General features: G+C 55.5%; 24 protein-coding genes. 11 read left to right on the forward strand and 13 right to left on the reverse strand.

Features of this window, described 5'->3' with window-relative positions:
- Positions 1–41 precede the first annotated feature (41 nt).
- Positions 42–1,174 (forward strand): IS3 family transposase gene (locus tag SIB38_RS08910; protein ID WP_412551835.1). Its coding sequence is split into 2 segments (ribosomal slippage): positions 42–320 and positions 323–1,174, totalling 1,131 coding nucleotides; the frame shifts between segments, so codons are not numbered across the junction.
- Between the two features lie 63 nt (positions 1,175–1,237).
- Here SIB38_RS08910 and SIB38_RS08915 read toward each other — a convergent pair.
- Together SIB38_RS08915 and SIB38_RS08920 are read right to left on the reverse strand one after the other, a co-directional pair.
- Entirely contained in the window at positions 1,238–1,729 is a 492-nt protein-coding gene (locus tag SIB38_RS08915; RefSeq protein ID WP_294118321.1) for a MarR family winged helix-turn-helix transcriptional regulator, read from the reverse strand.
- Positions 1,730–1,770: 41 nt separating this feature from the next.
- On the reverse strand, positions 1,771–2,055 hold the full coding sequence (locus tag SIB38_RS08920) for a DUF2218 domain-containing protein (RefSeq protein ID WP_294118319.1): 285 nt from the start codon (positions 2,053–2,055) through the stop codon (positions 1,771–1,773).
- Between the two features lie 120 nt (positions 2,056–2,175).
- On the opposite strand from SIB38_RS08920, the gene SIB38_RS08925 reads away from it, so the two are divergent.
- The 4 genes from SIB38_RS08925 to SIB38_RS08940 are packed head-to-tail and all read left to right on the forward strand — an operon-like array spanning position 2,176 to position 5,712.
- Entirely contained in the window at positions 2,176–3,060 is an 885-nt protein-coding gene (locus tag SIB38_RS08925) for a siderophore ABC transporter substrate-binding protein (protein ID WP_294118318.1), read from the forward strand.
- 6 nt (positions 3,061–3,066) lie between these two features.
- A complete protein-coding gene (locus tag SIB38_RS08930; protein ID WP_294118317.1) occupies positions 3,067–4,029 on the forward strand; it encodes an ABC transporter permease in 963 nt (320 codons plus the stop codon).
- Positions 4,030–4,078: 49 nt separating this feature from the next.
- Complete coding sequence (locus tag SIB38_RS08935) at positions 4,079–4,963, forward strand: iron chelate uptake ABC transporter family permease subunit (RefSeq protein WP_412551836.1); 885 nt, start codon at positions 4,079–4,081, stop codon at positions 4,961–4,963.
- Positions 4,960–5,712 carry an ABC transporter ATP-binding protein gene (locus SIB38_RS08940; protein ID WP_294118315.1) on the forward strand — a complete coding sequence of 251 codons (753 nt, stop codon included), beginning with the start codon at positions 4,960–4,962 and terminating at the stop codon, positions 5,710–5,712. The genes SIB38_RS08935 and SIB38_RS08940 overlap by 4 nt, the downstream gene beginning before the upstream one ends.
- Positions 5,713–5,718: 6 nt before the next feature.
- Here the strand turns inward: SIB38_RS08940 and SIB38_RS08945 are convergent, their stop codons facing one another.
- The 5 genes from SIB38_RS08945 to SIB38_RS08965 form a co-directional block, all read right to left on the reverse strand.
- Positions 5,719–6,738, reverse strand: coding sequence for a TonB family protein (locus SIB38_RS08945; RefSeq protein WP_412551837.1), 1,020 nt, complete (start codon positions 6,736–6,738; stop codon positions 5,719–5,721).
- Positions 6,735–7,118: an ExbD/TolR family protein gene (locus SIB38_RS08950; protein WP_412551838.1), complete on the reverse strand. Its 384-nt coding sequence runs from the start codon at positions 7,116–7,118 to the stop codon at positions 6,735–6,737. Before SIB38_RS08950 ends, SIB38_RS08945 begins: the two co-directional genes overlap by 4 nt.
- Positions 7,119–7,120: 2 nt before the next feature.
- Positions 7,121–7,498 (reverse strand): ExbD/TolR family protein, encoded by a 378-nt coding sequence (locus SIB38_RS08955; protein WP_294118312.1) that lies wholly within the window; start codon positions 7,496–7,498, stop codon positions 7,121–7,123.
- A 4-nt stretch (positions 7,499–7,502) separates the two neighbouring features.
- The gene (locus SIB38_RS08960) at positions 7,503–8,597 is read right to left on the reverse strand and encodes a MotA/TolQ/ExbB proton channel family protein (RefSeq protein ID WP_412551839.1); all 1,095 of its coding nucleotides are present in this window, start codon (positions 8,595–8,597) and stop codon (positions 7,503–7,505) included.
- A gap of 193 nt (positions 8,598–8,790) precedes the next feature.
- Positions 8,791–9,732, reverse strand: a complete 942-nt coding sequence (locus tag SIB38_RS08965; protein ID WP_412551840.1) for a helix-turn-helix domain-containing protein — start codon at positions 9,730–9,732, stop codon at positions 8,791–8,793.
- Between the two features lie 161 nt (positions 9,733–9,893).
- On the opposite strand from SIB38_RS08965, the gene SIB38_RS08970 reads away from it, so the two are divergent.
- Positions 9,894–11,867, forward strand: coding sequence for a TonB-dependent receptor domain-containing protein (locus tag SIB38_RS08970; protein ID WP_412551841.1), 1,974 nt, complete (start codon positions 9,894–9,896; stop codon positions 11,865–11,867).
- Positions 11,868–12,177: 310 nt separating this feature from the next.
- Positions 12,178–12,333 carry a hemin uptake protein HemP gene (gene hemP, locus SIB38_RS08975; RefSeq protein WP_294118308.1) on the forward strand — a complete coding sequence of 52 codons (156 nt, stop codon included), beginning with the start codon at positions 12,178–12,180 and terminating at the stop codon, positions 12,331–12,333.
- 264 nt (positions 12,334–12,597) lie between these two features.
- On the opposite strand, the gene SIB38_RS08980 is transcribed toward hemP, so the two are convergent.
- The gene (locus SIB38_RS08980) at positions 12,598–13,272 is read right to left on the reverse strand and encodes a GntR family transcriptional regulator (RefSeq protein ID WP_412551842.1); all 675 of its coding nucleotides are present in this window, start codon (positions 13,270–13,272) and stop codon (positions 12,598–12,600) included.
- Positions 13,273–13,361: 89 nt separating this feature from the next.
- Here SIB38_RS08980 and SIB38_RS08985 point away from each other — a divergent pair, with 89 nt between their 5' ends.
- Positions 13,362–14,393 (forward strand): AbrB family transcriptional regulator, encoded by a 1,032-nt coding sequence (locus SIB38_RS08985; protein WP_294118305.1) that lies wholly within the window; start codon positions 13,362–13,364, stop codon positions 14,391–14,393.
- On the opposite strand, the gene SIB38_RS08990 is transcribed toward SIB38_RS08985, so the two are convergent.
- The 4 genes from SIB38_RS08990 to SIB38_RS09005 form a co-directional block, all read right to left on the reverse strand.
- Positions 14,390–15,241, reverse strand: coding sequence for an ABC transporter permease (locus SIB38_RS08990; RefSeq protein WP_294118304.1), 852 nt, complete (start codon positions 15,239–15,241; stop codon positions 14,390–14,392). The two genes, SIB38_RS08985 and SIB38_RS08990, sit on opposite strands and share 4 nt — an antisense overlap.
- Positions 15,242–15,253: 12 nt before the next feature.
- Positions 15,254–16,111 carry an ABC transporter permease gene (locus SIB38_RS08995; RefSeq protein WP_294118303.1) on the reverse strand — a complete coding sequence of 286 codons (858 nt, stop codon included), beginning with the start codon at positions 16,109–16,111 and terminating at the stop codon, positions 15,254–15,256.
- Positions 16,111–17,211: an ABC transporter ATP-binding protein gene (locus SIB38_RS09000; RefSeq protein ID WP_412551843.1), complete on the reverse strand. Its 1,101-nt coding sequence runs from the start codon at positions 17,209–17,211 to the stop codon at positions 16,111–16,113. Before SIB38_RS09000 ends, SIB38_RS08995 begins: the two co-directional genes overlap by 1 nt.
- 79 nt (positions 17,212–17,290) lie before the next feature.
- Positions 17,291–18,361, reverse strand: coding sequence for an extracellular solute-binding protein (locus tag SIB38_RS09005; RefSeq protein ID WP_294118301.1), 1,071 nt, complete (start codon positions 18,359–18,361; stop codon positions 17,291–17,293).
- 276 nt (positions 18,362–18,637) lie between these two features.
- Here SIB38_RS09005 and SIB38_RS09010 point away from each other — a divergent pair, with 276 nt between their 5' ends.
- The 3 genes from SIB38_RS09010 to SIB38_RS09020 are packed head-to-tail and all read left to right on the forward strand — an operon-like array spanning position 18,638 to position 21,064.
- The gene (locus SIB38_RS09010) at positions 18,638–19,879 is read left to right on the forward strand and encodes a cytochrome P450 (protein ID WP_294118300.1); all 1,242 of its coding nucleotides are present in this window, start codon (positions 18,638–18,640) and stop codon (positions 19,877–19,879) included.
- Between the two features lie 15 nt (positions 19,880–19,894).
- Positions 19,895–20,215, forward strand: a complete 321-nt coding sequence (locus tag SIB38_RS09015; RefSeq protein ID WP_412551844.1) for a 2Fe-2S iron-sulfur cluster-binding protein — start codon at positions 19,895–19,897, stop codon at positions 20,213–20,215.
- Between the two features lie 39 nt (positions 20,216–20,254).
- On the forward strand, positions 20,255–21,064 hold the full coding sequence (locus SIB38_RS09020; protein WP_294118296.1) for an AraC family transcriptional regulator: 810 nt from the start codon (positions 20,255–20,257) through the stop codon (positions 21,062–21,064).
- Here the strand turns inward: SIB38_RS09020 and SIB38_RS09025 are convergent.
- Positions 21,003–22,877, reverse strand: coding sequence for a glycosyltransferase (locus SIB38_RS09025; protein WP_412551845.1), 1,875 nt, complete (start codon positions 22,875–22,877; stop codon positions 21,003–21,005). The genes SIB38_RS09020 and SIB38_RS09025 overlap by 62 nt on opposite strands.
- Positions 22,878–22,897 lie beyond the last annotated feature (20 nt).

The following is a 22,897-nucleotide window of genomic DNA, read 5'->3' on the forward strand; positions in this document are numbered from 1 at the left end:
AGTCGTTAAGGTGGATCGCATGATGAAAGTGACGATCCGAAATGAAGAAACGCAAGAACCATTCGCCAGAGTTTAAGGCCAAAGTTGCGCTTGAAGCGATCCGCGAGGAGATGACGCTGGCGGAGTTGTCCAAGAAGTATGACGTTCACCCGACGCAGATCGGAACGTGGAAGCGGGCGGCGATTGAGAACATGGCGACGGCATTTACGCGCCGCGGTGCCGCCCCAGAACAGGTTAGCGCCGCCGACGTCGATAAGCTCCATTCGAAGATTGGCCAACTGGTGGTGGAACGGGATTTTTTAGCGGAAGCCTCGCATCAACTTCTCGGGACGCGAGGCAAAAAATGGTGAGCCGGGATCACAAGTTAAGCCTTCGTAAACAGTGCGAACTGTTGCAGCTATCACGGTCGCGGCTCTACTCTCAGCCGGTAGGTGAAAGCGCAGAAAACCTGCGCTTCATGGAAATAATCGACAAGCAGTTTTTGGAAACGCCGTGGTATGGATCGCGCCAGATGGCCCGGTACATGAAGCGGAACGGGCATCGATGTGGTCGGCATCGCGTACGGCGGTTGATGCGTCTGATGAGGCTGGTGCCGATCTACCAGGAGCCAAACACCAGCAAGAAGCATCCCCAGCACAAGGTTTGGCCATACCTGCTGCGCAACATGGTGATTGATCGTCCCAATCGGGTTTGGTGCGCAGACATCACCTACATCCCGATGCGGCGTGGCTTCCTATATTTGATCGCTATCATGGATTGGTACAGCCGCAAGGTTCTGTCGTGGCGTCTATCGAACAACATGGACGCGAACTTTTGCGTGGAAGCTTTGAAAGAGGCCATCGCAAAATATGGCACGCCTGAAATCTTCAACAGCGATCAAGGCAGCCAGTTCACCAGTGGTGCTTGGATCGACGTGCTGACCGATGCAAAGATTAAGATCAGCATGGACGGCAAGGGCGCTTGGCGTGACAATCGGATGATCGAACGATTGTGGCGTTCGTTGAAGTACGAATGCGTTTATCTGAACGCATTCGAAACAGGCTCCGACGCGCGGGCTGGGATCGGCAAGTGGATGACCTACTACAACTCCGAACGTCCACACTCGACGCACGGCTTGTTGACCCCTAACGAGGCCTATGCCAGCAAAACAGAACCGATGAGAATAGCAGCCTAAACGAAACCATGATCCATCTTAAACCGGCTGCAAATTGGTCTAAAATCTAGGACCACCTCTGTGCTACGGCAATAATCTTAACAAAAAACGCGCCAGATCGTAGGCTTCGTCTGTATCAAGTAAGGGGCCCATCTCGGTTTTTAAGGTGCCAAGGTATAGTGGCCAGACGATATCTAGCCGCCTGTCACCTTCTTCTGTCAAAAACAAAACCTGTTTCCGGCGCCCGTCCGAAATATATTCACGGCGTATGAGACCAGCTTTTTCCATGCGGCTGACATGGCGAGACAAGCTGTATTGTGGCAGAAGCAACTTGCTTTCTAATTCACCCATGAGCTTGCCATCAGGCCCGGCAAGGTTAATTTCAAATAGTATTTCGTACCAAGATGGGTCCCCCAACCCGTGATCTTTGAGGGTTTGGGAAAACTTCAGAAAAAACTTGCGCTGGCTTTTTAGAATATAGAACCACACGCGGCTGTAGGCGATGTTTGGATCATCGTCGTTGAAGAAGGCCGCGTTGGGCGACCTGTCTTCATCAGGGAAACTTTTGTCACTCATTACAATACATTGGCCATGAATTGGGCGCGTCGCAAGCTAGCTTAACTGGTCCAGTCCATGTTTTTGAAGTTCTCGCGGTAGGCAAAGCGCTCCAGATGCACGTCGATCACATGTTTGACCTGCTTCAGACCTTCTGCATTGTTTACTTCGACATCCACACGCAACCGCTCAGGATCGGCGAACATAGCGGCGGTGCCCATGGGAAAGCTGCAGTTTCCCTCACTATCCGTGTAAGTTACGTCGATTTTATGGGCGAAGTGTTTGCACATCTGCACAAGATATTTTGTAGCGTTTTCAGTGGAAAAGGTGCCAGTGGCCGTCAACATCGGGCGGGTTCCTGAGTAAAATTATTTGTTACTCTGGACTCGCGCATTTTGAGGGGATAATCAAGCTTCAATCGCGTTCAGCCAGATAAATAGCCAGACGCCGTAAACTGGAGAACTCCATTGTTTAAGCGTATTTTTTGCGCGCTGGCTCTGAGCGCAACCTCACTGCAGGCCGCAGAGGTGGACACCTATGCAGGCAAGGCAAATGTAGATGGCACCCCGGAAAAGGTGGCGGTGTTTGATATTGCAGCCATCGACACGCTGGCCGCTCTGCAAGTGCCTTTGGCCGGCGTCCCGGAAAACGTATACGTAGACTACCTGGTGGATGCGACTAAAGGCGCGGCCACGGTTGGCAACATCTTTGAGCCGGACTTTGAGGCGATCAACGCGTTGGCTCCTGATCTGGTCGTCGTTGGCGGTCGTTCTTCCAAGCAGTTGAAAGCCATGTCCGACATGGCCCCAACCATCGACATGACCATCTGGGAAGACACCGTGGGTCAGGGCCTTGATCGTTTGGAGGCTTATGGCACGATCTTTGGCAAGGAAGCTGAAGCAGAGTCGCTGAAAGCCGCGTTCATGGATAAGCTGGCGCACACAAAAGCGGCGCTTGACGGAAAAGGCACCGCGTTGATCGTTTTGACCAATGGTCCTAAGATTTCCGCCTATGGCGCTGGCGGGCGTTTCGACTGGCTGCACACCAAACTGGGGCTGGAAGAAGCTGTGGATGGCGTTGAGAAATCAACGCATGGCGAAGCCGTTTCTTTTGAGTTTATCAAAGACGCCAACCCAGACATTCTGATTGTGATTGACCGTTTGGCAGCCATCGGTCGTCCGGGTGAAAGCGCGGAAACCACGTTGGACAACCCTCTGGTGGCCGAGACCACCGCCTGGAAAAACGGTGACGTTGTCTACCTGAACGCAGCGGATATCTATATCGCTGGTGGTGGCATTCAATCCATGTCCCGCACACTGGACGCGTTTTTGAACGCCTTCACCTCGGGCTAACGCTAAATGCGACGGCACTCCGCAGCACTTTTTCTGGCGGCTGGAACCTTGGTTCTGGCCGCCATTTCCTTGTTTGTCGGGGTGATTTCACTGCGGCCAAGTGAAATTTTCCAGGACGGCGCGGCTTTTGGGCTTATGCTGGACAGCCGTTTGCCTAGGACTTTGGCCACGCTGATCGCCGGCGCTGCTTTGGCCGTTTGCGGGATGATCATGCAGATGCTGGTGCGCAACCGATTTGTCGAGCCGATGACGGCGGGCACAGGGCAGGGGGCAGCGCTTGGCATTTTGATCGTGGTTTTGTTGTTCCCCAGCGCCTCTATTCTTGTGAAGATGAGCATTGCCACTGCAACTGCAATGGTGTCGAGCATTGGGTTCCTCCTGATCGTGCGGCGTTTGCCACCGGCGCAGCCGCTTTTGGTGCCGCTTGTTGCGATGATTTATGGGGGGATCATTGGTGCTGGAGTTACCTTTGTCGCCTATCAATGGGACATGTTGCAATACATTGACACCTGGTTGAACGGCGACTTTAGCGGCGTGATGCGTGGGCGGTATGAGTTGTTGTGGGTTGCAGCGTTGATAACCGCTTTGACCTACGTGATTGCGGACCAGTTTGCGATTGCTGGGCTTGGGCGGGACGCGAGTATCAATCTTGGCCTCAATTATGATCAGGTGATGATCCTTGGGCTGCTGGCGATTTCCGTTGTGGCTGCGTTGACCGTGATCACTGTGGGCGCGATCCCCTTTGTCGGTCTGATTGTACCTAATATCATCAGCCGTCGGTTTGGTGACAACTTGCGCGCCACGCTTCCGCTAACGGCGCTGTGCGGCGCATCGCTGGTATTGGTGTCTGACATCATAGGCCGAGTGATACGGGCACCTTATGAAATTCCGGTAGGCACAGTTCTCGGCGTGTTGGGCGCGGTGGTGTTCTTGTGGTTGCTCTATGCGGGGCCGAAACATGCGCGCTAGGTCTATGCTGATATGTAGCATCTTGCTTGCGGTCTGCTGTGTACTGTTTATGACGCTGGAGTCCCGGGGGAACTGGGACTTTGTTCTTTGGTTTCGGGGGCGGAAATTGGCGGCGCTGTTACTGGTTGGGGCGGCGGTATCCACGGCTACCCTGCTGTTTCAGACCATCTCCCGAAACCACATTTTGACCCCCTCCATCATGGGGTTTGATGCGCTGTTCACGCTGATCGTCACGCTGGCGGTGTTCACGATTGGGGCGGCAGGCTACAATCATTTGCCGCCTGAGCTGGTGTTCTTTGTAAACTTGTTTCTGTTGATCGGTGCGGCGCTTCTGCTGTTTGGCACATTGTTGGGGCAACATCGTGTGGATCTGATGCGCATGGTGCTGACCGGGATCATTTTTGGCGTCCTGTTTCGCTCGTTGACCTCATTTGTGTTCCGGATGATCGACCCCAGTGAGTTTGCCACTATTCAGGTGAGTTCTTATGCGCGGTTCAACTACATAGAGCTCAACCTGCTTTGGCTGGCAGCCGGACTGACTTTGCTGACTTTGGTTCTGTGCTGGCGCATGCGGCGGCAGTTGGATGTTTTGAGCCTTGGTTTTGAAATCGCCACCAACCTCGGTGAGCCCGTGGCGCGACGTCAGAAACATGCTTTGGTGCTTGTGGCGGTGCTAGTGGCGGTGAGCACGGCGCTGGTTGGTCCGGTGGCGTTCCTAGGCCTTTTGGTGGTGTCGATTGCCCGATTGATTGCGCCCAATGAAACCCATGCCGTTCTGATCCCGCTTTCTGTATTGATTGCAGGCATTGTTCTGGTAGGCGGGCAGACCATTTTGGAGCGGGTTTTGGGCATGTCGACGCCTTTGGCCGTGGTCATTGATTTTGTCGGCGGCTTTGTATTTTTGGCACTTTTGCTGCGGAGAGGATGGACATGATTGTTGTTGAGAACCTGAGCTACTCAGTGGCAAGTGCGCAAATTTTGACCGATGTGTCCGTGACATTGCCCAAAGGGGGCATAACCGCACTGATCGGCCCCAACGGGGCTGGAAAATCGTCGCTGTTTTCCCACATCGCGCGCCTCCTACCGATGCAGTCGGGCCGCATTACGGTCGACGGAATGGACGTCGCGCCTTCCAATCGACAGGAGCTGGCCCGCAAATTGGCGATTTTGCCTCAGCAAGCGCATTTCGCCACGCGGTTGACGGTGAAAGAACTGGTCCAGTTTGGGCGCTATCCCCATTGTCAGGGGCGTTTGCGGACAGAAGACCATGAGATGGTTGAGGCGTCGCTCCATGCCTTTGGTTTGATGCCTCTGGCGGGCCGGTTTCTGGACACGCTGTCTGGTGGTCAGCGCCATAAGGCTCATGTCGCGATGACCTACGCGCAGGACACCGATTATCTTTTGCTCGATGAGCCGCTGAACAACCTCGATATCGCTGCCTCACGCGCTTTGATGGCGTTGCTGCGTCGGTTGGCGGATGAGGAAGGCAAAACCATTGTGATCGTTTTACACGACATCAATTTTGCCGCACAGTATGCGGATCATTTGGTGGTTCTCAAAGATGGCCGCATTGAGCGGGAAGGTAAACCTGCGGACATGGTTACAGGGGCGCTGCTGGCGGATGTGTTTCGCACGGATGCGCAAGTTGCCGTGGTGGGCGATACGCCGTTTGTAATGCCTTAGAACGGGTCATTTGACCCGCACGGGAAGGGTGAAGCCATAGCTGCTCTTGGTGAGTTGCTTAGGCGCTTTCGCGAATTTTCCGATACGACGCACAGAAGTCAGCACTGCTTGGTCCACTTTGGCGGACCCCGATGATTTGACGACAGATGCGCTTTGCAAGCGGCCGTTCGGTGCCACTTTCAAACGGATTACCACGCGATTTGACGTAGCTTTAACCTTCCCGATGCGCACGCCGCGTTGCAGGCGAGACTGAATTTTTCCCGCCCAAACCGACATCAGGCTGGCCTCTTGGCCTTTGCCTAGGGCATTAGATTTCTTGGAGCTACCCGCTTGATTGCTTTTTCCTGCGCCGGCCGCTTTTTGTGTTGCGGCACCAGCGGACGCTGAAGACGCCTTGTCCGCAACTTTTTTGTTTGGATCTGGCTTCTTCTCAGGTTTCTTTTTCGGAGTGGGTTTCGGTTTTGGTTTTTTGACGGGTTCAGGCGGTAGCTCCGGTGCCGGCTCCGGCGTGTCTATAGCCTGATCAATGGTCGGTTCTGGTGGCCGCAAAGTGGGGCGTTTGAGCGGCGTGACAGGCGCTGGTGCCGTTTCTCTAAGTTCCGGTGCAGGGGCTGTTTCAGGCACCTGGAGAGTGGGCGTTGTAGGCGCGGTGAGCGTTGGTTGTGTCGGCAGCGGTGTGCGTGCAAGATCCACGTCCGGTTGATTGGGCAGATCTTTGGGTTGCAGTGCGGCAATCTTGATTTCCGCGTTTGGCGCCTCGTGCAAGGCCATTGCCGGAGCGTTTATCGCATCGGTGATGTCGAGCTCAGGCTGTTCGATTTCCACGACCTGAGCCTGGTGCGTCGGGGCTGCTGTCCAATCCGCCAAGACCGTTTCGATGGATGCGGGGGCGCCTGTGATGGACACAAATGCGTCGCCGCCAGCCCCGTCAGCATCTCCTCCATCCTCAGCACTGCGCATGGCCATCAGGACGTGGATGCCAAGGGCGAGGCTTAGGAATACGATAAGTTCAGTGATCTTTTTCATGGCGCTTGCACCACCACTTCAACACGGGAAAAGCCGACTGCGGACAGGCGTTGCATGACTTGTGCTAGGCGGTCGCCGTCCAATGAGGCATCGATACGCAGTTGCAGGACCTTGCCGTCTCCGGCAGCGGCGGAAATGGCGGCGTAGGCGGCATCTCCCGCTGTTTCCTGGAACTGCAAAGCGGCCTCTTTGCCTACGTAAAGAACGAACTCCCCATCCGGCTCTGCTGCTTTTTCTGCGGTGGGAGGGGAAACCTCGAAAGGTTCTGGCGGTGCGATTTGCGCGGTCATCAGGAAGAAGATCAGCAGCAAGAAAACCACGTTGATCATCGGAACGATGCTTTCTGCACGTGGTTTGCGAGGGGGATTGTCGAAGTCCATGTCTACTCCACCAGTACGATTGAGGTGAAGCCGGCAGCGCGAAGTTGCTCGGAAATGGCCACAACTCGTTGCACGGTCGCGCCATCGGTGCTGCGCAAAACAATTGTTTCTGTCGGTTTTTCCATCAGTTCTGTGAGGGCAGGGATGAGGCCTTCGGCGGTGCGTGTGATACCGTTGAGGCGTAACTCTTCGGGCAAGATGTCCACGAGTTTTGGGTTACCGGTGAAATCGCCGCCGGATGACGCCAACGGGATTGGCAACACTTGATCCATACCAAATCGGGATGCCAGCATGAAGAATACTAGCAATAGAAACACCACATCGATCATGGGCGTTAGGCTGGGTTTGCGGCGAAACCGGCGAGAGTCGGTGAACTGCATTGGGTTACTCAGCCGCCAGGGCTTGCAAATCAGACCCATCAACCTCTTTGCGTGTCACAAAGATACGCATGGCGGCATCTTCGACGTCGCGGCGCATGCGGTCGATAACCGCCTCAAACCAGGTCAGCGCGGCAGAGGCTGGAATCGCCACTGCCATACCAGCCGCGGTGGTCAGAAGCGCTTCCCAGATGCCCCCGGCCAGCAGGGAGGGATCGGCGCGGCTACCGCTTTCTTGAAGGGCTTGGAATGCCGCGATCATACCCAGAACGGTACCCAACAGACCGAGCAAGGGGGCGATTGTGGCAATGAGTTCCAATGCGCGCAGGCCGACAGCGGCTTCGCCCAACTCGCGTTTGGCCACGCGGGAAGTTTCTTCCCGTGCGGCATCTTCCGTAAGGGTTTCCCGAGCTGTGATTGCTGCACCAACCACTTTGGACCGCAAGCCTCTACGGCGCGAAACCAACGCCTGAGCCGCCTCGGTGTTGCCATCCTCATATAGTTTTACGGCTTTTTGAGCCTTGCCCCGAGCCCACGCACCAATCAGGGCTAGGCGCCAGATTTTCCAAAGAATTAGCGCGACGGTGATGACTGAGAGCGCTGCAATTGCCCAGATAGATGGACCACCGTCTTGCAAGAAAGTTGTCGCTCGCTTGGCAGCGGCTTCCACTTGTTCGGTGGCAGTTTGTGGGGTTGCGTCGAGTATTTCCACCGGCGTATCCGACGTCGCTTCTGAAACATTGGCGCTTGTCTGGTCATCTAACGACGGTGCATCATCTTCAGTGATTAAGTTTTCCACAACAGGAGCTGTAGCACCATCTGTTTCAACACTCGGTTGAGAGGACGGTGCGGTGTCGCCGGGGACTTGTGCCTCCGAATTCGGGATACTTAAGTTCTCTGGAGCGGTAGGCGCTTCAATAGATGGGACACCTTCTTGATGCATTTGGAGCGATTGTGGTGCCGTCTCAACAACCGGGGATGTGGGTAGTTCTGGTGCCGCTACGCTGTCGGTCTGTGCTGAAACCGAGGTGACGCCAGCAATCGTGACGGCGCAAAATAGCGCCGCAGATTGAAGAATTGAGGTGGTCAAACGGGTGGACATGGCGACTCCAGTGTACTCATTAGCCAGGGTGAGACAGAAAGCGCGCGCGTTTAGGTGTCCGACCACAGGCATTGCGGTTTTGACTTCTTGGCGAGCGGCTGCGGCTAAGCTGTAAGCATGGCTGGAAGCGTTGCCTTCGGATAAAAATGTTGATGGTTTTTGTCAAGTAGTGCGGACTCGCGGCCTGGTTGTTTCAGCGGTGCTTTGCAGCAGACGGAGATATGCCAAATGCTCGCCGAAACGCTGTTGAAAAGTTCTCTGGCGTGGAAAAACCAGCGATTTCGGCAGCGTTAGAAACGGAAAGTGTACTGGTTTCCAATAGTTCTTTGGCCATAGACAACCTCATTGTACGGGCATAGCTCAAAGGTGCACAGCCATGAGCTTTTTGCGTCAATCGGCGGAGCGAGGAAAGGCTAAGCCCGCCTGCCTTTGCCAACGCTGCCAAGTCGGGTAGGGGGCCAGTGGATTGAATAAGGTCTTCAACGCGTTTGAGTTGGGATATTTCGCGAGGCGTGAGGCCTATTGTTGTTTCCGGCGCGGACAAATTTTTGAAACTAGAGGCTACCAATTCCAAAACCATGGCTTCGCCTTGAAGGCGCGAGATGGGCGAATGAAAGCCATTCATCGATGCAAGGTTCTCCAGGATTTTCACGTCTTTTGGAGTCGCATTCCAATCGGCGCGGTATTGCTTTTTGTTTTGTAGGACAGCTGGTTGCGGTAGTTTGAGGTTTTGTTCATGCAACCACTCATGTGACATCTGAATGCTGACTTTGCGCACATATTCGCCCGGAGCGCTTCTGCGCTGGAACCTCAGCGTTTCGTCAGTTGCAGATAAGGAAAATTTCACCGGACCATGTTCTTTGCGGCCAAGTTCCATTGGTTTGTCGTCCAGCCAAGCCTCGGTGGCCCCCTCTAGGAAGCAGTTGAGTATCACGCCTGGGATGCGCTGGGTTTTGGTCTCGAAGCTGCGTCTTGCTTTTGCGTTGAGTGTATGGATTCCCAGCCCTTCGCGAAATTCCGTGGCTGTGACTAGACCTTCAAAGACGTTGTCTTCCGGCAGGTCTGCGCGGCGAAACCAGTTGATTTTGTCAGAGTGGGTCGCGCCTCTGTAGAAGGCGGTGCAGGGCTGCGCCATTGACAGACTTTCTTTTCAAAACGGTCCCAAAAGCTTGGCGGTTTTGAGTTTGCACAGCCTGCAAAGGTTTTTGAACAGGAGGCAAAGGTCGTCGTCTGGCGTGGGTTTGAGCGGCAGTCTACTTACCTGACAATAATAGTCAATAAATGAAGGGACAAAGTATGACCCATCCGCTCCCGCGCCTGAAGCTGTTAGCAACAACAGCTTTGTGTGCGCCTTTCTTCGCCCTGTCGGCCTATGCCCAGGATCTGGCAGAAGATTATGAACTTGATGAAATCCGCATTGAGGCTGATGACGCTCAAACTGTGCTGGGCAACCACACGATTTCGCAGGAAGACATCGAGCAGCGTAATCCAGCGACTATCAGTGATGTGTTTGACGGCGAATCCGCGGTGAATGCCAGTGGCGGAGCTGCCATTGCAAAGAAGGTTTATGTGAACGGCATCGAAGAAAGCCTGTTGAACGTGACAATTGACGGTGCGCGTCAAAACAAATCTGCGTTCCACCACACTGGTAACGTGTTGATTGACCCCGGCTTGTTGAAAGCGGTCGAGGTTACCTCGGGTCTGGCACCTGCAGATGGTGGCCCCGGTGGTTTGGGCGGCTCGATTGCCTATACCACCAAAGATGCGTCAGACATGCTGGACGAAGGCGACACGTTTGGTGGTCGTCTGACATTGGGCGGCGGCAGCAACGGATTTGGATTGCGCTCAACCCTGTCGCTTTATGGTCAAACCGGAGGTCTTGACTACGTGTTGCACGGCGCACGTCACAAAGGGGATGACTACAAAGATGGTGATGGCACCACAGTACAGGGCACTGAGGCTGGCCTGACAGACTATGTCGCCAAATTTGCCTATACGTCTGACGAAGGTCATCGGGTGGCGTTCTCGGCCTCTGATACACGTGACACCGGCGATCGGGCAGCACAGGAAGGACCGGGCCCTTTTGTATTTATCCGCCCGGATTTTGCTGGTTTGAACTCAGGCCCAAACATCATCATTGATGCGCTTGCACGGCGCACATCTTACTCGCTGACCTATACCAAAGAGGATGCGCAGGGTTGGTTCGATCCGTTTTTCCAGATTGCCTACAACCAACAGGAAATCGACGCGGGCGATGGTTGGGGCGAAAACACCAGCCTGAGCGGGACGTTTAAAAACACCTTCCAGCTCAACAATGGCACTGTTTCCGGCGGATTGGACTTCTTTGACGAAAAGGCGGAAGGCCGCACAGCAAGTTCGGTAACGCCATTGGCCTACGGAGGTACAGAGAAAACGCGGAACATCGGTGTTTTTGCACAGGTCCGTCAGGACCTATCGAGTCGTGCATCCGTATCCTACGGTGCGCGTTTTGACTTCCAAAACTTCACCGGTGCAGATGGGTCCAAGTTTGATGACAGCGGTTTGAGCGCCAATGCAGCGATTGACTATGTTCTGTCTGATTTCTGGACAGTGAATGCAGGGATTGCGTCGATCTTCGGCGGCTACGAGTTAGGTGAGGCGACACTGATCAACTTCTTTGCGCCTTGGGATTACACCGGCTTGGACACCTCACGCAGCAACAGCGCGCGGCTTGGCCTTCGGTTCGACAACGGGCCTTGGGTCGCGAATGGTGCGTTGTTCTACACAGAGATCAACGATTATGTGTCTGGATTCCCGGTTCGAGGTGGAACACGGGCGACAGCCTCTGACATCACCACGCAAGGTTTCGATGGCTCGTTGGCTTACCATTGGGGGACTGGTTTTGCACGACTGAACTACACTTACGCGGATGTTGAGGAGAATGGCGCAACCATCGATTCCGAAGGGTATTATCGAGGGCGCCCAATGGGACACATTGTGGTACTGGAAAGCGCTTGGCAGGCTGGTAAGGGCTGGACACTTGGCGGGACTGCAGAAATTGCTCCGACTTACAGCGATGCCAACATGGAGGCCTATTCCGTATGGAACGCCTATGCCGAGTACGTTCCGCCGAATATGGAAAACTTGCGGGTGCGTCTCGATTTGCGCAATCTATTTGACGAAACCTATGTGGCGCGGGCCAACGACTCCGCTGGTAACACCAATAACCGTCCTATCCCGATGAACGAGCCGGGGCGCACCATTGCGTTGACCGCGACGTTGACTTTCTAAGCCACTTTGGCGCCCCGTCCTCCCTCGGGGCAGGGCGCCAGAATTCAGCCTCTTGCTAATACCTGATTATTTTTGTATGGATTGCATGAATCAACCTAGAGGTTTGATATGCGCGCGACAGAAGTAACAAGTTGCTCCAAAGGTTTTCGGGATCGGCTCTGCCTAGCGGAGCTCTTCAGTGAAATTCCATGGCCAGGATTGTGGTGCACAGACCGCTTCATGGACAGAATCGCGCAATCAAACCTGTCGCTTCAGCGACATGGCTGACATCGATCGCACTATTAATATCTTGACCAAATTGGAGACGGACATGCCTGAGGGCTCTTCCACCCCAACCACCAGCGAAACGCCAGTATACAACGCGGAAGATTTGACCGCTGGCGGTAACCTAGCCCAAATACGTCTCTCGGAAGCCGTTTATACTTTGCGGATTACCCGTCAGGGCAAGTTGATATTGACCAAATAACTTTAACCCAGTGGGTATCATTCTCCTTTTTAGCATCTGTAGGAAAACCCCTTTCGAGGGGTTTTCATTTCTCGGGGTTCCAAATTTTTTGTAAGCACTTCTCCGGACCTCTCGGACTTCTAGTCGCCGTAAGTGGCGTGAGAGCAGCATGTCAGATGACCATCGACAGCAGGTCTTTCTGCCAATGGGCTGGTGCGCTCAGTGAGGCCTGTTGAGAGGGTTTCAAACGTCAGTTCTTTGGTTCGCCACTAAAGCGTCAAGGAGTTATAGCAATGCGCTGTGGTTCAATTCGGCGCGCAGGGCGCGAATTCGGGCGCGTTGACCGGCGGAAATGTGAGCGCGCATCGCGTTCTCGGCCGAGTCGCCATCCCGGGCGCGCAGCGCGTCAAGGATGGCCGCGTGCTCGGAAATCGCGCTCTCAAAACGTTCTTCGTCAGCCAAGGTCGTGCGGCCTAGGATCAGCATGGCCTTCTGTAAGGCGAGCATCGACTTGATCAGGAAGCGGTTTTTGGCGGCTTCCAAAAGGGCACGGTGGAATTGACGGTTGAGGCGCGAAGCTTCGATGCCTTTGCCGGCCCTGGCGATTTCTTCGCAAATCGCGGCCAACTCAGTGATTTCTACATCGGAGGCCACGCGCGCAGCCATGCGCGCGGCGGTGCATTCAAGCACGCTGCGCATCTCATAAAGCTCCATGACTTCTGAATAGTCCAACTTGCGGACGCTGGCCCCAACGCGCGGCAGGTGAGTGACCAGACCGTCGGCTTCAAGTTGGCGAATGGCTTCACGGACGGGGGTGCGGCTGACCCCAAAACGGGTGGCCAGATCCGTTTCCCGGAGGCGGTCTCCTGGAGACAGACGTCCTTCGCGGATTTCCATGAGCAATGCGCCATAGGCAGCGTTGCCTTGTAGGTTTTCGCCGGATGTGAGGTCGTCGCTCATGGGGCTATCTCGCTGTGACTTGAATTATTGTATCCATGTGTATACAAGGGGATGCAGTCAGTCAATCAAGATTGGAATCACCCGTGACCATGCTGCGACTTCGGGCCACCACCTTTGCGGTGGCGGCGTTTGGGGCTTTTGTTTTCTGGATGCTGGCTCTGCCTTTGCCGTTCCTGTTTGGGCCAATGGCAGCTTGTCTCATTGCGGCGCTGGGTGGAGCCCAGTTTGCGGGCTTTGGCCAGATCACGGCGGGCGCGCGGACCATTCTTGGCGTGGCGGTTGGTACCTCAATAACGCCAGAGGTGGCTGCACAGTTGCCAAGTATGGCCGGTTCGATCGCTTTGATGCCGCTCTATATTTTTCTGATCGCGCTGATCGGCGTGCCGTTCTTTCACAAGATCTGCAAATTTGATCCGGTGACATCCTACTACGCCGCGATGCCCGGGGGGTTGCAGGATATGATCTTGTTTGGGGAGGAAGCGGGGGGCAATGCACGCGTACTGTCGCTGATCCATGCGACGCGGGTGTTGGTGATCGTGACTGTGGCACCGATCATGTTGATCTCAGTGTACGGCGTGAGCCTGTCCAATCCGATCGGGCAGCCTGCCTCTGAACTGCCGCTGCATGAAATGGTGATCATGCTGGTGGCTGCGTTGGTAGGCTGGAAAGGTGGCGAACGGGTCGGGCTGTTTGGCGCGTCTATTCTGGGGCCGATGATTGTTTCTGCGGCTTTGACCATGGGCGGCGTGCTCCACTCACGTCCACCGCAGGAAGCAATCTGGACGGCGCAGTTTTTCATCGGCGTGGTGATCGGCGTGTATTACGTTGGTGTCACCCTGCGCGAGTTGCGCAGCGTGGTGCTGTCCGGGTTGGCTTTTATGGTGGTGTTGGCGGTGCTAGCGGCTTGTTTCGCGGAGATCGCCACGCTGTTGGGGCTTGCGCCTGCAATGGAAGCGTTCTTGGCCTTTGCGCCTGGGGGGCAGGCTGAGATGACAGTGCTGGCCATCGTCGTTGGGGCGGACCTGGGATTTGTCATCGCCCATCACCTGACACGGATTGTGTTGGTGATTTTAGGCGCGCCTATCGCGGCGCGCCTGTTGAAGCCAAAGGCCTCGGGTTAGTTTTTCTTTTGAAAGGCGATCATGATCAACGCCAGTAAGGACGAACCCAGCATCAAGAGCAGGCTGACCGCATTCAAGAGAGGCGTTGAGCCTTCTTTAAGGCGGTCAAACATGGCGATGGTCAGGGGCGCATCGGACCCAACGAGCATCAATGTCGTGTTGAAGTTTTCAAAGCTCATCAGGAAGGCCACCACAAAGGCGCCAATCATGGCAGGCGCCAGATAGGGCAGGGTGATGGTGCGGATCGCTGTGAGGCGTCCAGCGCCAAGGTTGAGCGCGGCTTCTTCCAGTGTGCGGTCAAACTTTTGAAGGCGCGCACCAATCACCAGCGTGGCGATGGTTGTGATGAAGGAGAACTGCCCCAGGATCACCAGCCAAAGGCCAGGGCGCAGCGCTTCCACATCCCATTGGAACCCATCCCAGAGACCATTGGCCAGACGGCTGGAGGCCACCAAAATTGAGATGCCCAAAACGATGCCCGGGATCACCAGCGGCAATAGCATGAAGACATAGAGTAGACCCTGACCGCGGAATTTATAGCGGTTGAACAGGAAGGCGTTGGAGAGACCGACAACCATCGAAAGTGCGGAGACACAGAAGGCCACAAACACCGACGTGCCAATGGCACGCAGGATGCTGCGTTCGTGGAACACACCAATCATGGGGCGTTCAGAGCCGAAGAACCAGTTCCACGTAAAGCCTTCCCAAGGCAGGGACGGAAACTGGCTGTCGTTGAAGGCAAAGGCCGCAACTACGATCAAGGGTAATGCGAGGAAGATGAAGAACAGAACAACATAGGCCGCATATGCCGTGGTGAGTAGGCGGGATTGTGGGATTGAGGGGATCATAGTGTCTGCTCCTTATCCCATGGTCTTTTCAAGCGATTGGCCGGTCAGGCGCAACATGCCCCAGACAATCACAGAAGAGAGGATCAACAGCAGGAAGCCGAAGGCGGCGCCAAGCTCCCAGTTGAAGCGCACGATGAACTGCGAGTAGATCAACTCGGTGAACCAGAGGCTTTCTTTGCCACCCAGCATGGTGGGGGTCAGGTAGTTGCCCAAACAGAGCATGAAGACGACGATGGAGCCGGAAACGATGCCGGGCATGGCGTGCGGGATGATGATTTCGCGCAGAACGCTGAGCCCGTTGCCGCCCAGATCGTAGCCCGCTTCGACAACTTCGTCTGGAAGGCTTTCCAGAGTCGTGACCAAAGGCACGACCATGAAGAGCATCGAGGTATAGACGAGACCCACCATAATGGCTGCATCGTTGTAGAGCATCTCCACCGGGCCGCTGGCAAGGCCGACGGACTGCAACAGATTGGAGATGATGCCGGTTTCGCGCAGTAGGATCATCCAGCCAAAAGTGCGCACGAGCTCGGAGACCCAAAATGGCACGAGACAGAGCAGGAACAGCGCCGATTGGGTGCGGCCTTTGGCCATTTTGGCGATGTAGTAAGCCACAGGAAAGCCGATCAGCAACGTCAGAATGGTTGCAAAGATCGACATCACGGCGGTGCGCAGGAAGGTCACCAGGTAAAGCGGTTCCTGGAAGAACGTTAGATAGTTGGCGAAGCTCAGGTCATATTGACCAACGCCAACGCGCTCCCGCATCGACACCAGAAACAGGTCGATGTGAGGGATGAAGATGAGGAGCACCAGCCACAGCAGTAGCGGGGTAAGGAGAAGGACTAATCCAAGTTTGGCTTCGCGGTGCATCAGGAGGCTCCTGCGGCAAAGCAATTGGCCTGATCACTGGCCCAGCCAATATGGATTGGCGCGCCTTTGGAAAGGTTTGCAAACTCACCGGATTGCGGCAGGTTGACCGCAACCTCTTCGTGCCCGGCCGTGTCGCGGATCATGACGCGGGAGGCTGCGCCATTAAACAGGATCGAGGTCACAGTACCGGAGATTTGGTTGTCGAAATTGGCGAGGTCATCAGCGTTGTGGGCAATGCGGATTGCTTCCGGACGGACAAAAGCGTCAACGGTGTCGCCTTCAGACAGGGTGCGCCCATGTGTGGCGCCGCGCAGGGTGAGGCCGGAGGTGGTTTGCACAAGGGCGTTGCCGCCGTCTTGTTTCACAACCTTGCCCGACCAGCGGTTGCTGTCGCCTACAAAGCCCGCCACAAAAGCGGTGTCGGGGCGGTAGTATAGGTCTTGCGCGCTGCCAACCTGCTCAAAACGGCCGGCGTTCATCACGGCGATGTTGTCAGACATCACCAGTGCCTCGGACTGGTCGTGGGTGATGTAGACAAAAGTGGTGTCAAACGCGGCTTGGAGGTTTTTGAGCTCCACCTTCATGTGTTCGCGGAGCTTGAGATCAAGCGCGCCGAGAGGTTCGTCAAGCAACAGCACATCGGGTTCAAGCACCATACAGCGGGCAATGGCCACGCGCTGTTTCTGACCGCCAGAGAGTTCGTCGACACGACGGTGCCCGATGCCGGGTAGGCCGATGCGTTCGAGGGCTTCGTCGACTTTGAAACCAATGTCTTTCTTGTGCATGCCCGCGCGGCGCAGGCCGTAGCCGATGTTGTCGGCGATGTTCATCATGGGGAACAGGGCGAGGTGCTGGAACACCATGTTCACGTGGCGCTTGTTTGGCGGCACGTTCAGAACCGATTTACCTTTGATCTCGATGTCGCCGCTGGTTGGTTCCAGGAAACCAGCGATCATACGCATGATCGTGGTTTTGCCGCAGCCGGATGGCCCAAGGATCGAGAAGAAGGACCCCGCTGGCACGGAGAAGGACACGTTGTCCACCGCTTTGCTGTCGCCAAATTGCTTGGTGAGGTTGGTGCACTGCAGATCAGGCGTCATTGGGTGAGGTCCTTTAAAGTCGTCAAAAGCGTGCGCCCGGTTTGGGCACACGCTGTTTTTGTTTCAAAAATGGTAGGGCTTACTTGGCCGCTTTAACGCGATCCAGAACGCCACCTTCGATGGCTTCCAGGCCGGCTGGCACTGGTGGATACCACTTGATGTTGTCGATGGCTTCGGCTGGGAAGGACGCCTGATAGCGGGCTTTCAGATCGTCTGCTGCGAAGGCGTCTGCGCCTTTGGAGGCGGTGAAGTTGCCTGCGGCTGCGGTGATCATCGCGGCCACTTCAGGCTGCATCACAAAGTTGATCCACGCATAAGCTGCGTCGTCTGCTTTGCCTTTGGCTGGCAGTACAAAGGTGTCAACCCAGCCCAGTGCGCCGGATGCTGGAGCCACAAAGGTGATGTCGGCGTTGTCAGCGTTCAGTTTCCATCCGCCGGTATCCCACGCCATGGAGGCCACAACCTCACCGGAGCGCATCAGGCCCATCAGCTCGTCGCCGCCACCCCAGTAGGTTTTCACGCCTGCTTTACATTCGATCAGCTTGGCTTCGACCTGCTTCATGATGTCTTCGTAAGCTGCTGCGTCGCCATAAGCTGCGAACGGGTCCAAACCCATGGAGTAGGCAAAGCCGATCAGGGTTGGGCGCTTCAGGCGGTAGGACACTTTGCCTGCGACGTCAGAGGCGCAGAGGTCGGTGTAGTCCTGAACCATGGAGGCTTTGGCTGTGTCGACAACCAGGCCGGAGGTGCCCCAAACGTGTGGCACGCCGTAGACGTCGCCACCTACTGTGGTGTTGCCTTTGGTGGCGTCCAGCATGGACGGAATGAAGAGGGAGGCGTCAATCTTGGACAGGTCGATTGGTTTGTAGATGCCGAACTCTTCCTGGGGGCCTGCGATGCGGTCCTGGCTTGGCTGTGCCAGATCAAAACCACCGCCACCAGTGGCGCGCAGCTTCGCGATCATCTCTTCGTTGTTGGACTTGGTCACTTCAACGGTGTGGCCGGTTTCGGCTTCAAATTTGGCAACAATTTCTTCTGGTGCGTAGCCGCCCCAGGTCAAAAGACGCAGAGTGTCGGCGGACGCAGCACCGGCGCCAAGTGTGGCGGCAACGGCGATGGTCGCGGACAGCTTAAATGATTGATTTTTCATGGAACATATCCCCCTGGGATTTTTCTTTCGGTGTTTGGTGCCGCTACCATGGGGGGAATGTATCATTTGGTCAAATATTTTCGTCACGCGTTACGAAAGTTTCAGATTTCACACTTTTGGGTTGTGAATTCATCGACTTGCCGATGAAAGACTGGGCTCCGTGTGTGGGTGCATGTGTGGCTTAGATGCGACTTTTGTCCATTTTTGTGGTGGGTTTGGTCATTTACTTTGCCCTCGGTGAAAGTATTGTCCAGTTTCGAATTGCGCGAGGAAGAAATGTCAGTCAACCCAGCCACCAAGTTTGCTTTGGATCCCCATAGTGCGGCTTTCGCCGCAGACCCATATGCCGTGTATGCCGCCATGCGGGCGATGGACACGCCTTACTATTGGGAAGAGGCGGACACGTGGATGTTGACCAAGATGGCGGATATTGAGGCCGTGGCGCTCAACAAAACCATGTTGCGCAACAATGAAGCCTTCATAAGTGCGGCAGATCGCAAGGCACAGCAGCGCGCGATCAACTTTCACGATATGCCCTTTCACGAGCGATATGTGCAGGTGAACTTGCTGGAAAGCGAGGGAGAGACACACGACCGCTTGCGCAAAGTTGTGTTTCGGGAATTTACCCCTGCGATGATTGCGCGTCAGAGAGATGCCATTCAGGCCTTTGTCGATAGGTTGCTAGATGATCTGTCAGAACAAGACGAAATTGATTTTGTCAGTGATTTTGCCGCGCATGTGCCAGGGCATATCATTGGTAGGGTGCTGGGTGTCCCGGACGAAGATGCGCCAAAACTGCGGAATTGGTCCGAGGAGGTCGTCCGCTACTATGACCCAGGGCGGGGCGACGCGGACAAGGCACGCGCGGAACTGGCCACAAAGGAGTTCTACGAGTACCTGCTGGACCTGTTGGCGGACCGCGAGGCCGCGCCGCAGGAAGACTTGCTCAGTCGCTTGATCGCGCACCGCGATGCCGGGCAATTGAGCCAGGACGAACTTATCTCTACGGCCATGTTGATCCTTATGGCGGGGCACGGGTCTACCATTGATGTGCTGGGCAGTGGCATGCACGCATTATTGCGCTTTCCAGAACAACATCAAAGGCTTCGGGATGATGCATCGTTGATGAAAACGGCTGTGCAAGAGATGTTTCGGTTTGAATCACCACTGCCGTATTTTCATCGGTTTGCCACTGAAGACACGGAGGTTGGCGGTAAGATGTTCCCGGCCGGAACGCGTTTCGGGTTGCTGTATGGCGCGGCCAACCGCGATCCAGCACGGTTTGAGAACCCGGATGTGTTTGACGTTGGCAGGACGCCGAACCGGCATATGGCTTTTGGCGGCGGTGGACATTTTTGTCTTGGCAACCACCTCGCACGCCTGGACATGGATGTGATTTTTTCAACGATCAACGCGCGGTTCTCCGACATCGTGTTGGCGGAAACAGATGTGAAGTACAAACACGGCCTTTCTGTGCGCGGGCCAGAAGCGCTGCGCATTGGGTGGAAACGGGCGTAAGAACAGGACAAGGCTATGATTAAACTGACTTTTGTGCAGGCTGATGGCGCGCGGTTTGAGGCAGAGGCGTCTCTTGGCACTTCGCTGATGCAGGCGGCTGTGAATGCCGGTGTTGATGCGATTGCCGCGGAATGCGGCGGCGCCTGCGCGTGCGGAACATGCCACTGCGTGCTGCCGCAAGAGTGGTTCGAACGCGTAGCTGCGCCGGAAGCGGATGAAGTGGACATGTTGGAGTTTGTGATTGATCCGCAACCCACCAGCCGTTTGAGTTGTCAGGTGCTGGTCACAGAAGAGATGCAGGGCATGGAGATCAACGTGCCGGACACGCAGGTGTGAGGGCAGGCAGCCTTGGTTGCGTTTGAAAACTCGAGCATTGTGTTCAATGCTTCGCCTGCGGACCTTGGCATTTGGCCCTATACCGTGCCGGTGGCAGGGCGCACAAATGCGCGGGGCGTAGATGGCATGGTCCGCCAGAACTATCACCAACATGTGTTGATACTAACGCTGGGTGGCACAGGGGCTATCGAGGTTGGTGGCGCCGCCTATGAGGCGCAGGCGGGCGACCTCTCATGGATTGATACCGCGCTGACCTATGCGCATGGCGCAGAAGCCGAAGAGAAATGGAGCTATCTCTGGATGGCCGTTTCGGGACACGGGCTGGATGCCCTGCGTCTGCAGCTGGGGTTTGATGCCGCACCGATTGAGAGCGGGTGTCAAGAACTGAATGTGGCATTCGAGGCGGCTCTTGCCACGCTTTTCCAGCCGGATGCCAACACCCCCGGCGCTATAAGCGCTTTGGTGGGCAACGTGCTCGCCAGGGTGGCGTCTTTGCGCTCTGATTGTCTTTCAGCCCGGGACACAACGGTGGTTTCCAAGATCGCCGAAAAGGTTCGCAAAGAGCTGGATCGCGCCTGGACCATTGCTGATTTTGTATCCTTTACTGGCTTGAGCCAATCCCAGCTGTTTCGTCGTTTCAAGGCAGAAACTGGCAACAGCCCGATGGGCTGGCTGCGCAGGGAGCGGATTGTTTTGGCAAGCTATGTGTTACGCACGACAGAAAAGCCGATTGCACAGGTGGCATTGCAATGCGGTTATCAAGATCCGTTTCACTTCAGCCGGGATTTCAAACGGATGCAGGGCCTCTCGCCTCGAGCGTATCGGGTTCAGGCGCAAGGGGAAGGGTGATCTGTTCCAGTTCTGGTAGCTGAATTGGCGATTTTTGCTGCCGACCGCTGAGTTTGATTGAAAGCATGCTTTCCAAGGTGAAATAGGCGCGCATCATTCGAAACACCGTGTATTCAGGCAGGTACAAAATGGCGCGGGGCGTCTTGTTGATGAGTACAGCGCCTAGCGCCACCAAGGTTGGCGCGCCGAGAATAACGGCGGCAACGGCCGTCCAAAGCGGACGCGGACCGGTGTCAAAGGGCTCCAACAATTCAATCAAACCAAAGATCACCAAGGGGATGCCCATGGTGCGCACGGCTGTGTTCAGCAACATGATTGGCAAGACAAGCCAGCCACGCAGTGAAGGGTTGCGAAACTCCGTTGCCTCGCGGCAGCGTGCTGTGATGTGAAACGCGGAGCGGAACCAGCGCATGCGCTGTTCACGCATGTGTGCGTAGCTTGCCGGAACTTCGGATTCATAGCGCACCTGCGGGTCGACCTGGATGCGGTAGCCCAATTCGCCAATGCGCATCGACATATCACTGTCCTCGCCGTTGAGGCCAAAGGCGAAGCCGCCTAGTTGGCGCACCAGATCACTGTGATAGACCGCAAACATGCCGGGGATCGCGACCTGGCCGTCAATCGCGGTGTTGGCGATGGCATAGTATCCGTGATTGATAAGCACTTCAGCCAACCGCGCGCGCTCAAAAAGTGAACGGCCGCGGGTGTTTGGTACGCCGCCCAAGCACCCAAGATGCGGATCGGTGAAGTGGCGCAGGGCAAACCGCAAGGAGTCTGGATCAATTTGTGTGTCAGCATCGATCCGGATGACCAAATCGGTTGTTACAGCCGCAAAACCTGTGTTGAGGGCGTGCGCTTTGCCGGGACGTGGCTCGTTGATGACTCTGCCTTTGGCGTACGCGAAGTGGTCAAAGGTCGTGTTGGCAACGGCAAACGTACCGTCGATTGAGTTGTTGTTCACAACGTAAACCGTGACTTGACCTGAATACCTTTCGGCGGCCTTGTCGATGGCCTGCAGTGTGGCTGCGATGATGTATTCTTCATTGTGCGCCGGAATGACAATTGTGACATCTGGCGCGAAGTCCTTCGTCTCTTTTTCCTTTCGACGGTCCCAGACCGCCAGCAAATACATCATGAAAAAAAGCGATGGCAGGAACAGGAACACCCCAGGACCAAGACCGCCTAGCAAAGCGCGGCCTCTGAGCCAAGAGACTGACTGCAAATCCAACTTATTGACCCACCATGATAGAACGCCTGCGAGGACTACCAGTACCCCAAAACGCCCAAATGAACGGAGGGGATGAGCCGGGGTCACGGCCATATGCACTGGCGCTGGCATTTCGCCCCAAGTGTAGAGGCGGGCGGAGAAGACTGCGAAACCGATCAAACCCGTTGCGATTTGAAGATTTCGCAGAGAAATCGGGACATCAAAAGCCTGCCACAGAAAGATGGAAAGCAGATCGATGGCGAGACAAATTGCCAGAAACGAACCGACCAGATCGGCAATGAATTTCAGGCGTACAATGGCAGAGCCATTGGCGAACAAACCAAAGCTTACAAAAAACGCCAGCAGGAAGTGGCGAATGGCGATGAAGTGTTGGCCGGGCACTGGCGCAAAAACCCAGTCATTGGCCGTAAAGAAGCTTCCGAGCAGTGCGTCGTTTTGCAAGACAACCAGCGATAAGGCCCCGAGCACAGTAAAAGTGACCAAAACCGCTGGCGCTTTCCAAAGCGGCACACGGCCAGACAGTTTTGCGGGCTGGCTGTCTACCGACCAATATTCGTTTTGGGAGGCTTTGGGTGGATCGCTCACCGTGTCTCCTGAAAAATGGC

Source organism: Shimia sp. MIT910701 (assembly GCF_047126315.1).
Lineage (GTDB): Bacteria > Pseudomonadota > Alphaproteobacteria > Rhodobacterales > Rhodobacteraceae > Shimia.

Coding starts and splice junctions, on each gene's coding strand:
- SIB38_RS08955 (WP_294118312.1), bottom strand. CDS start 7,498: ATGCAGTTCACCGACTCTCGCCGGTTTCGCCGCAAACCCAGCCTAACG.
- SIB38_RS08965 (WP_412551840.1), bottom strand. CDS start 9,732: ATGGCGCAGCCCTGCACCGCCTTCTACAGAGGCGCGACCCACTCTGAC.
- SIB38_RS08950 (WP_412551838.1), bottom strand. CDS start 7,118: ATGGACTTCGACAATCCCCCTCGCAAACCACGTGCAGAAAGCATCGTT.
- SIB38_RS08915 (WP_294118321.1), bottom strand. CDS start 1,729: ATGAGTGACAAAAGTTTCCCTGATGAAGACAGGTCGCCCAACGCGGCC.
- SIB38_RS08970 (WP_412551841.1), top strand. CDS start 9,894: ATGACCCATCCGCTCCCGCGCCTGAAGCTGTTAGCAACAACAGCTTTG.
- SIB38_RS09015 (WP_412551844.1), top strand. CDS start 19,895: ATGATTAAACTGACTTTTGTGCAGGCTGATGGCGCGCGGTTTGAGGCA.
- SIB38_RS09005 (WP_294118301.1), bottom strand. CDS start 18,361: ATGAAAAATCAATCATTTAAGCTGTCCGCGACCATCGCCGTTGCCGCC.
- SIB38_RS08990 (WP_294118304.1), bottom strand. CDS start 15,241: ATGATCCCCTCAATCCCACAATCCCGCCTACTCACCACGGCATATGCG.
- SIB38_RS09010 (WP_294118300.1), top strand. CDS start 18,638: ATGTCAGTCAACCCAGCCACCAAGTTTGCTTTGGATCCCCATAGTGCG.
- SIB38_RS09000 (WP_412551843.1), bottom strand. CDS start 17,211: ATGACGCCTGATCTGCAGTGCACCAACCTCACCAAGCAATTTGGCGAC.
- SIB38_RS08935 (WP_412551836.1), top strand. CDS start 4,079: ATGACGCTGGAGTCCCGGGGGAACTGGGACTTTGTTCTTTGGTTTCGG.
- SIB38_RS08945 (WP_412551837.1), bottom strand. CDS start 6,738: ATGAAAAAGATCACTGAACTTATCGTATTCCTAAGCCTCGCCCTTGGC.
- SIB38_RS08985 (WP_294118305.1), top strand. CDS start 13,362: ATGCTGCGACTTCGGGCCACCACCTTTGCGGTGGCGGCGTTTGGGGCT.
- SIB38_RS08920 (WP_294118319.1), bottom strand. CDS start 2,055: ATGTTGACGGCCACTGGCACCTTTTCCACTGAAAACGCTACAAAATAT.
- SIB38_RS08940 (WP_294118315.1), top strand. CDS start 4,960: ATGATTGTTGTTGAGAACCTGAGCTACTCAGTGGCAAGTGCGCAAATT.
- hemP (WP_294118308.1), top strand. CDS start 12,178: ATGCCTGAGGGCTCTTCCACCCCAACCACCAGCGAAACGCCAGTATAC.
- SIB38_RS08995 (WP_294118303.1), bottom strand. CDS start 16,111: ATGCACCGCGAAGCCAAACTTGGATTAGTCCTTCTCCTTACCCCGCTA.
- SIB38_RS08930 (WP_294118317.1), top strand. CDS start 3,067: ATGCGACGGCACTCCGCAGCACTTTTTCTGGCGGCTGGAACCTTGGTT.
- SIB38_RS08980 (WP_412551842.1), bottom strand. CDS start 13,272: ATGAGCGACGACCTCACATCCGGCGAAAACCTACAAGGCAACGCTGCC.
- SIB38_RS08960 (WP_412551839.1), bottom strand. CDS start 8,597: ATGTCCACCCGTTTGACCACCTCAATTCTTCAATCTGCGGCGCTATTT.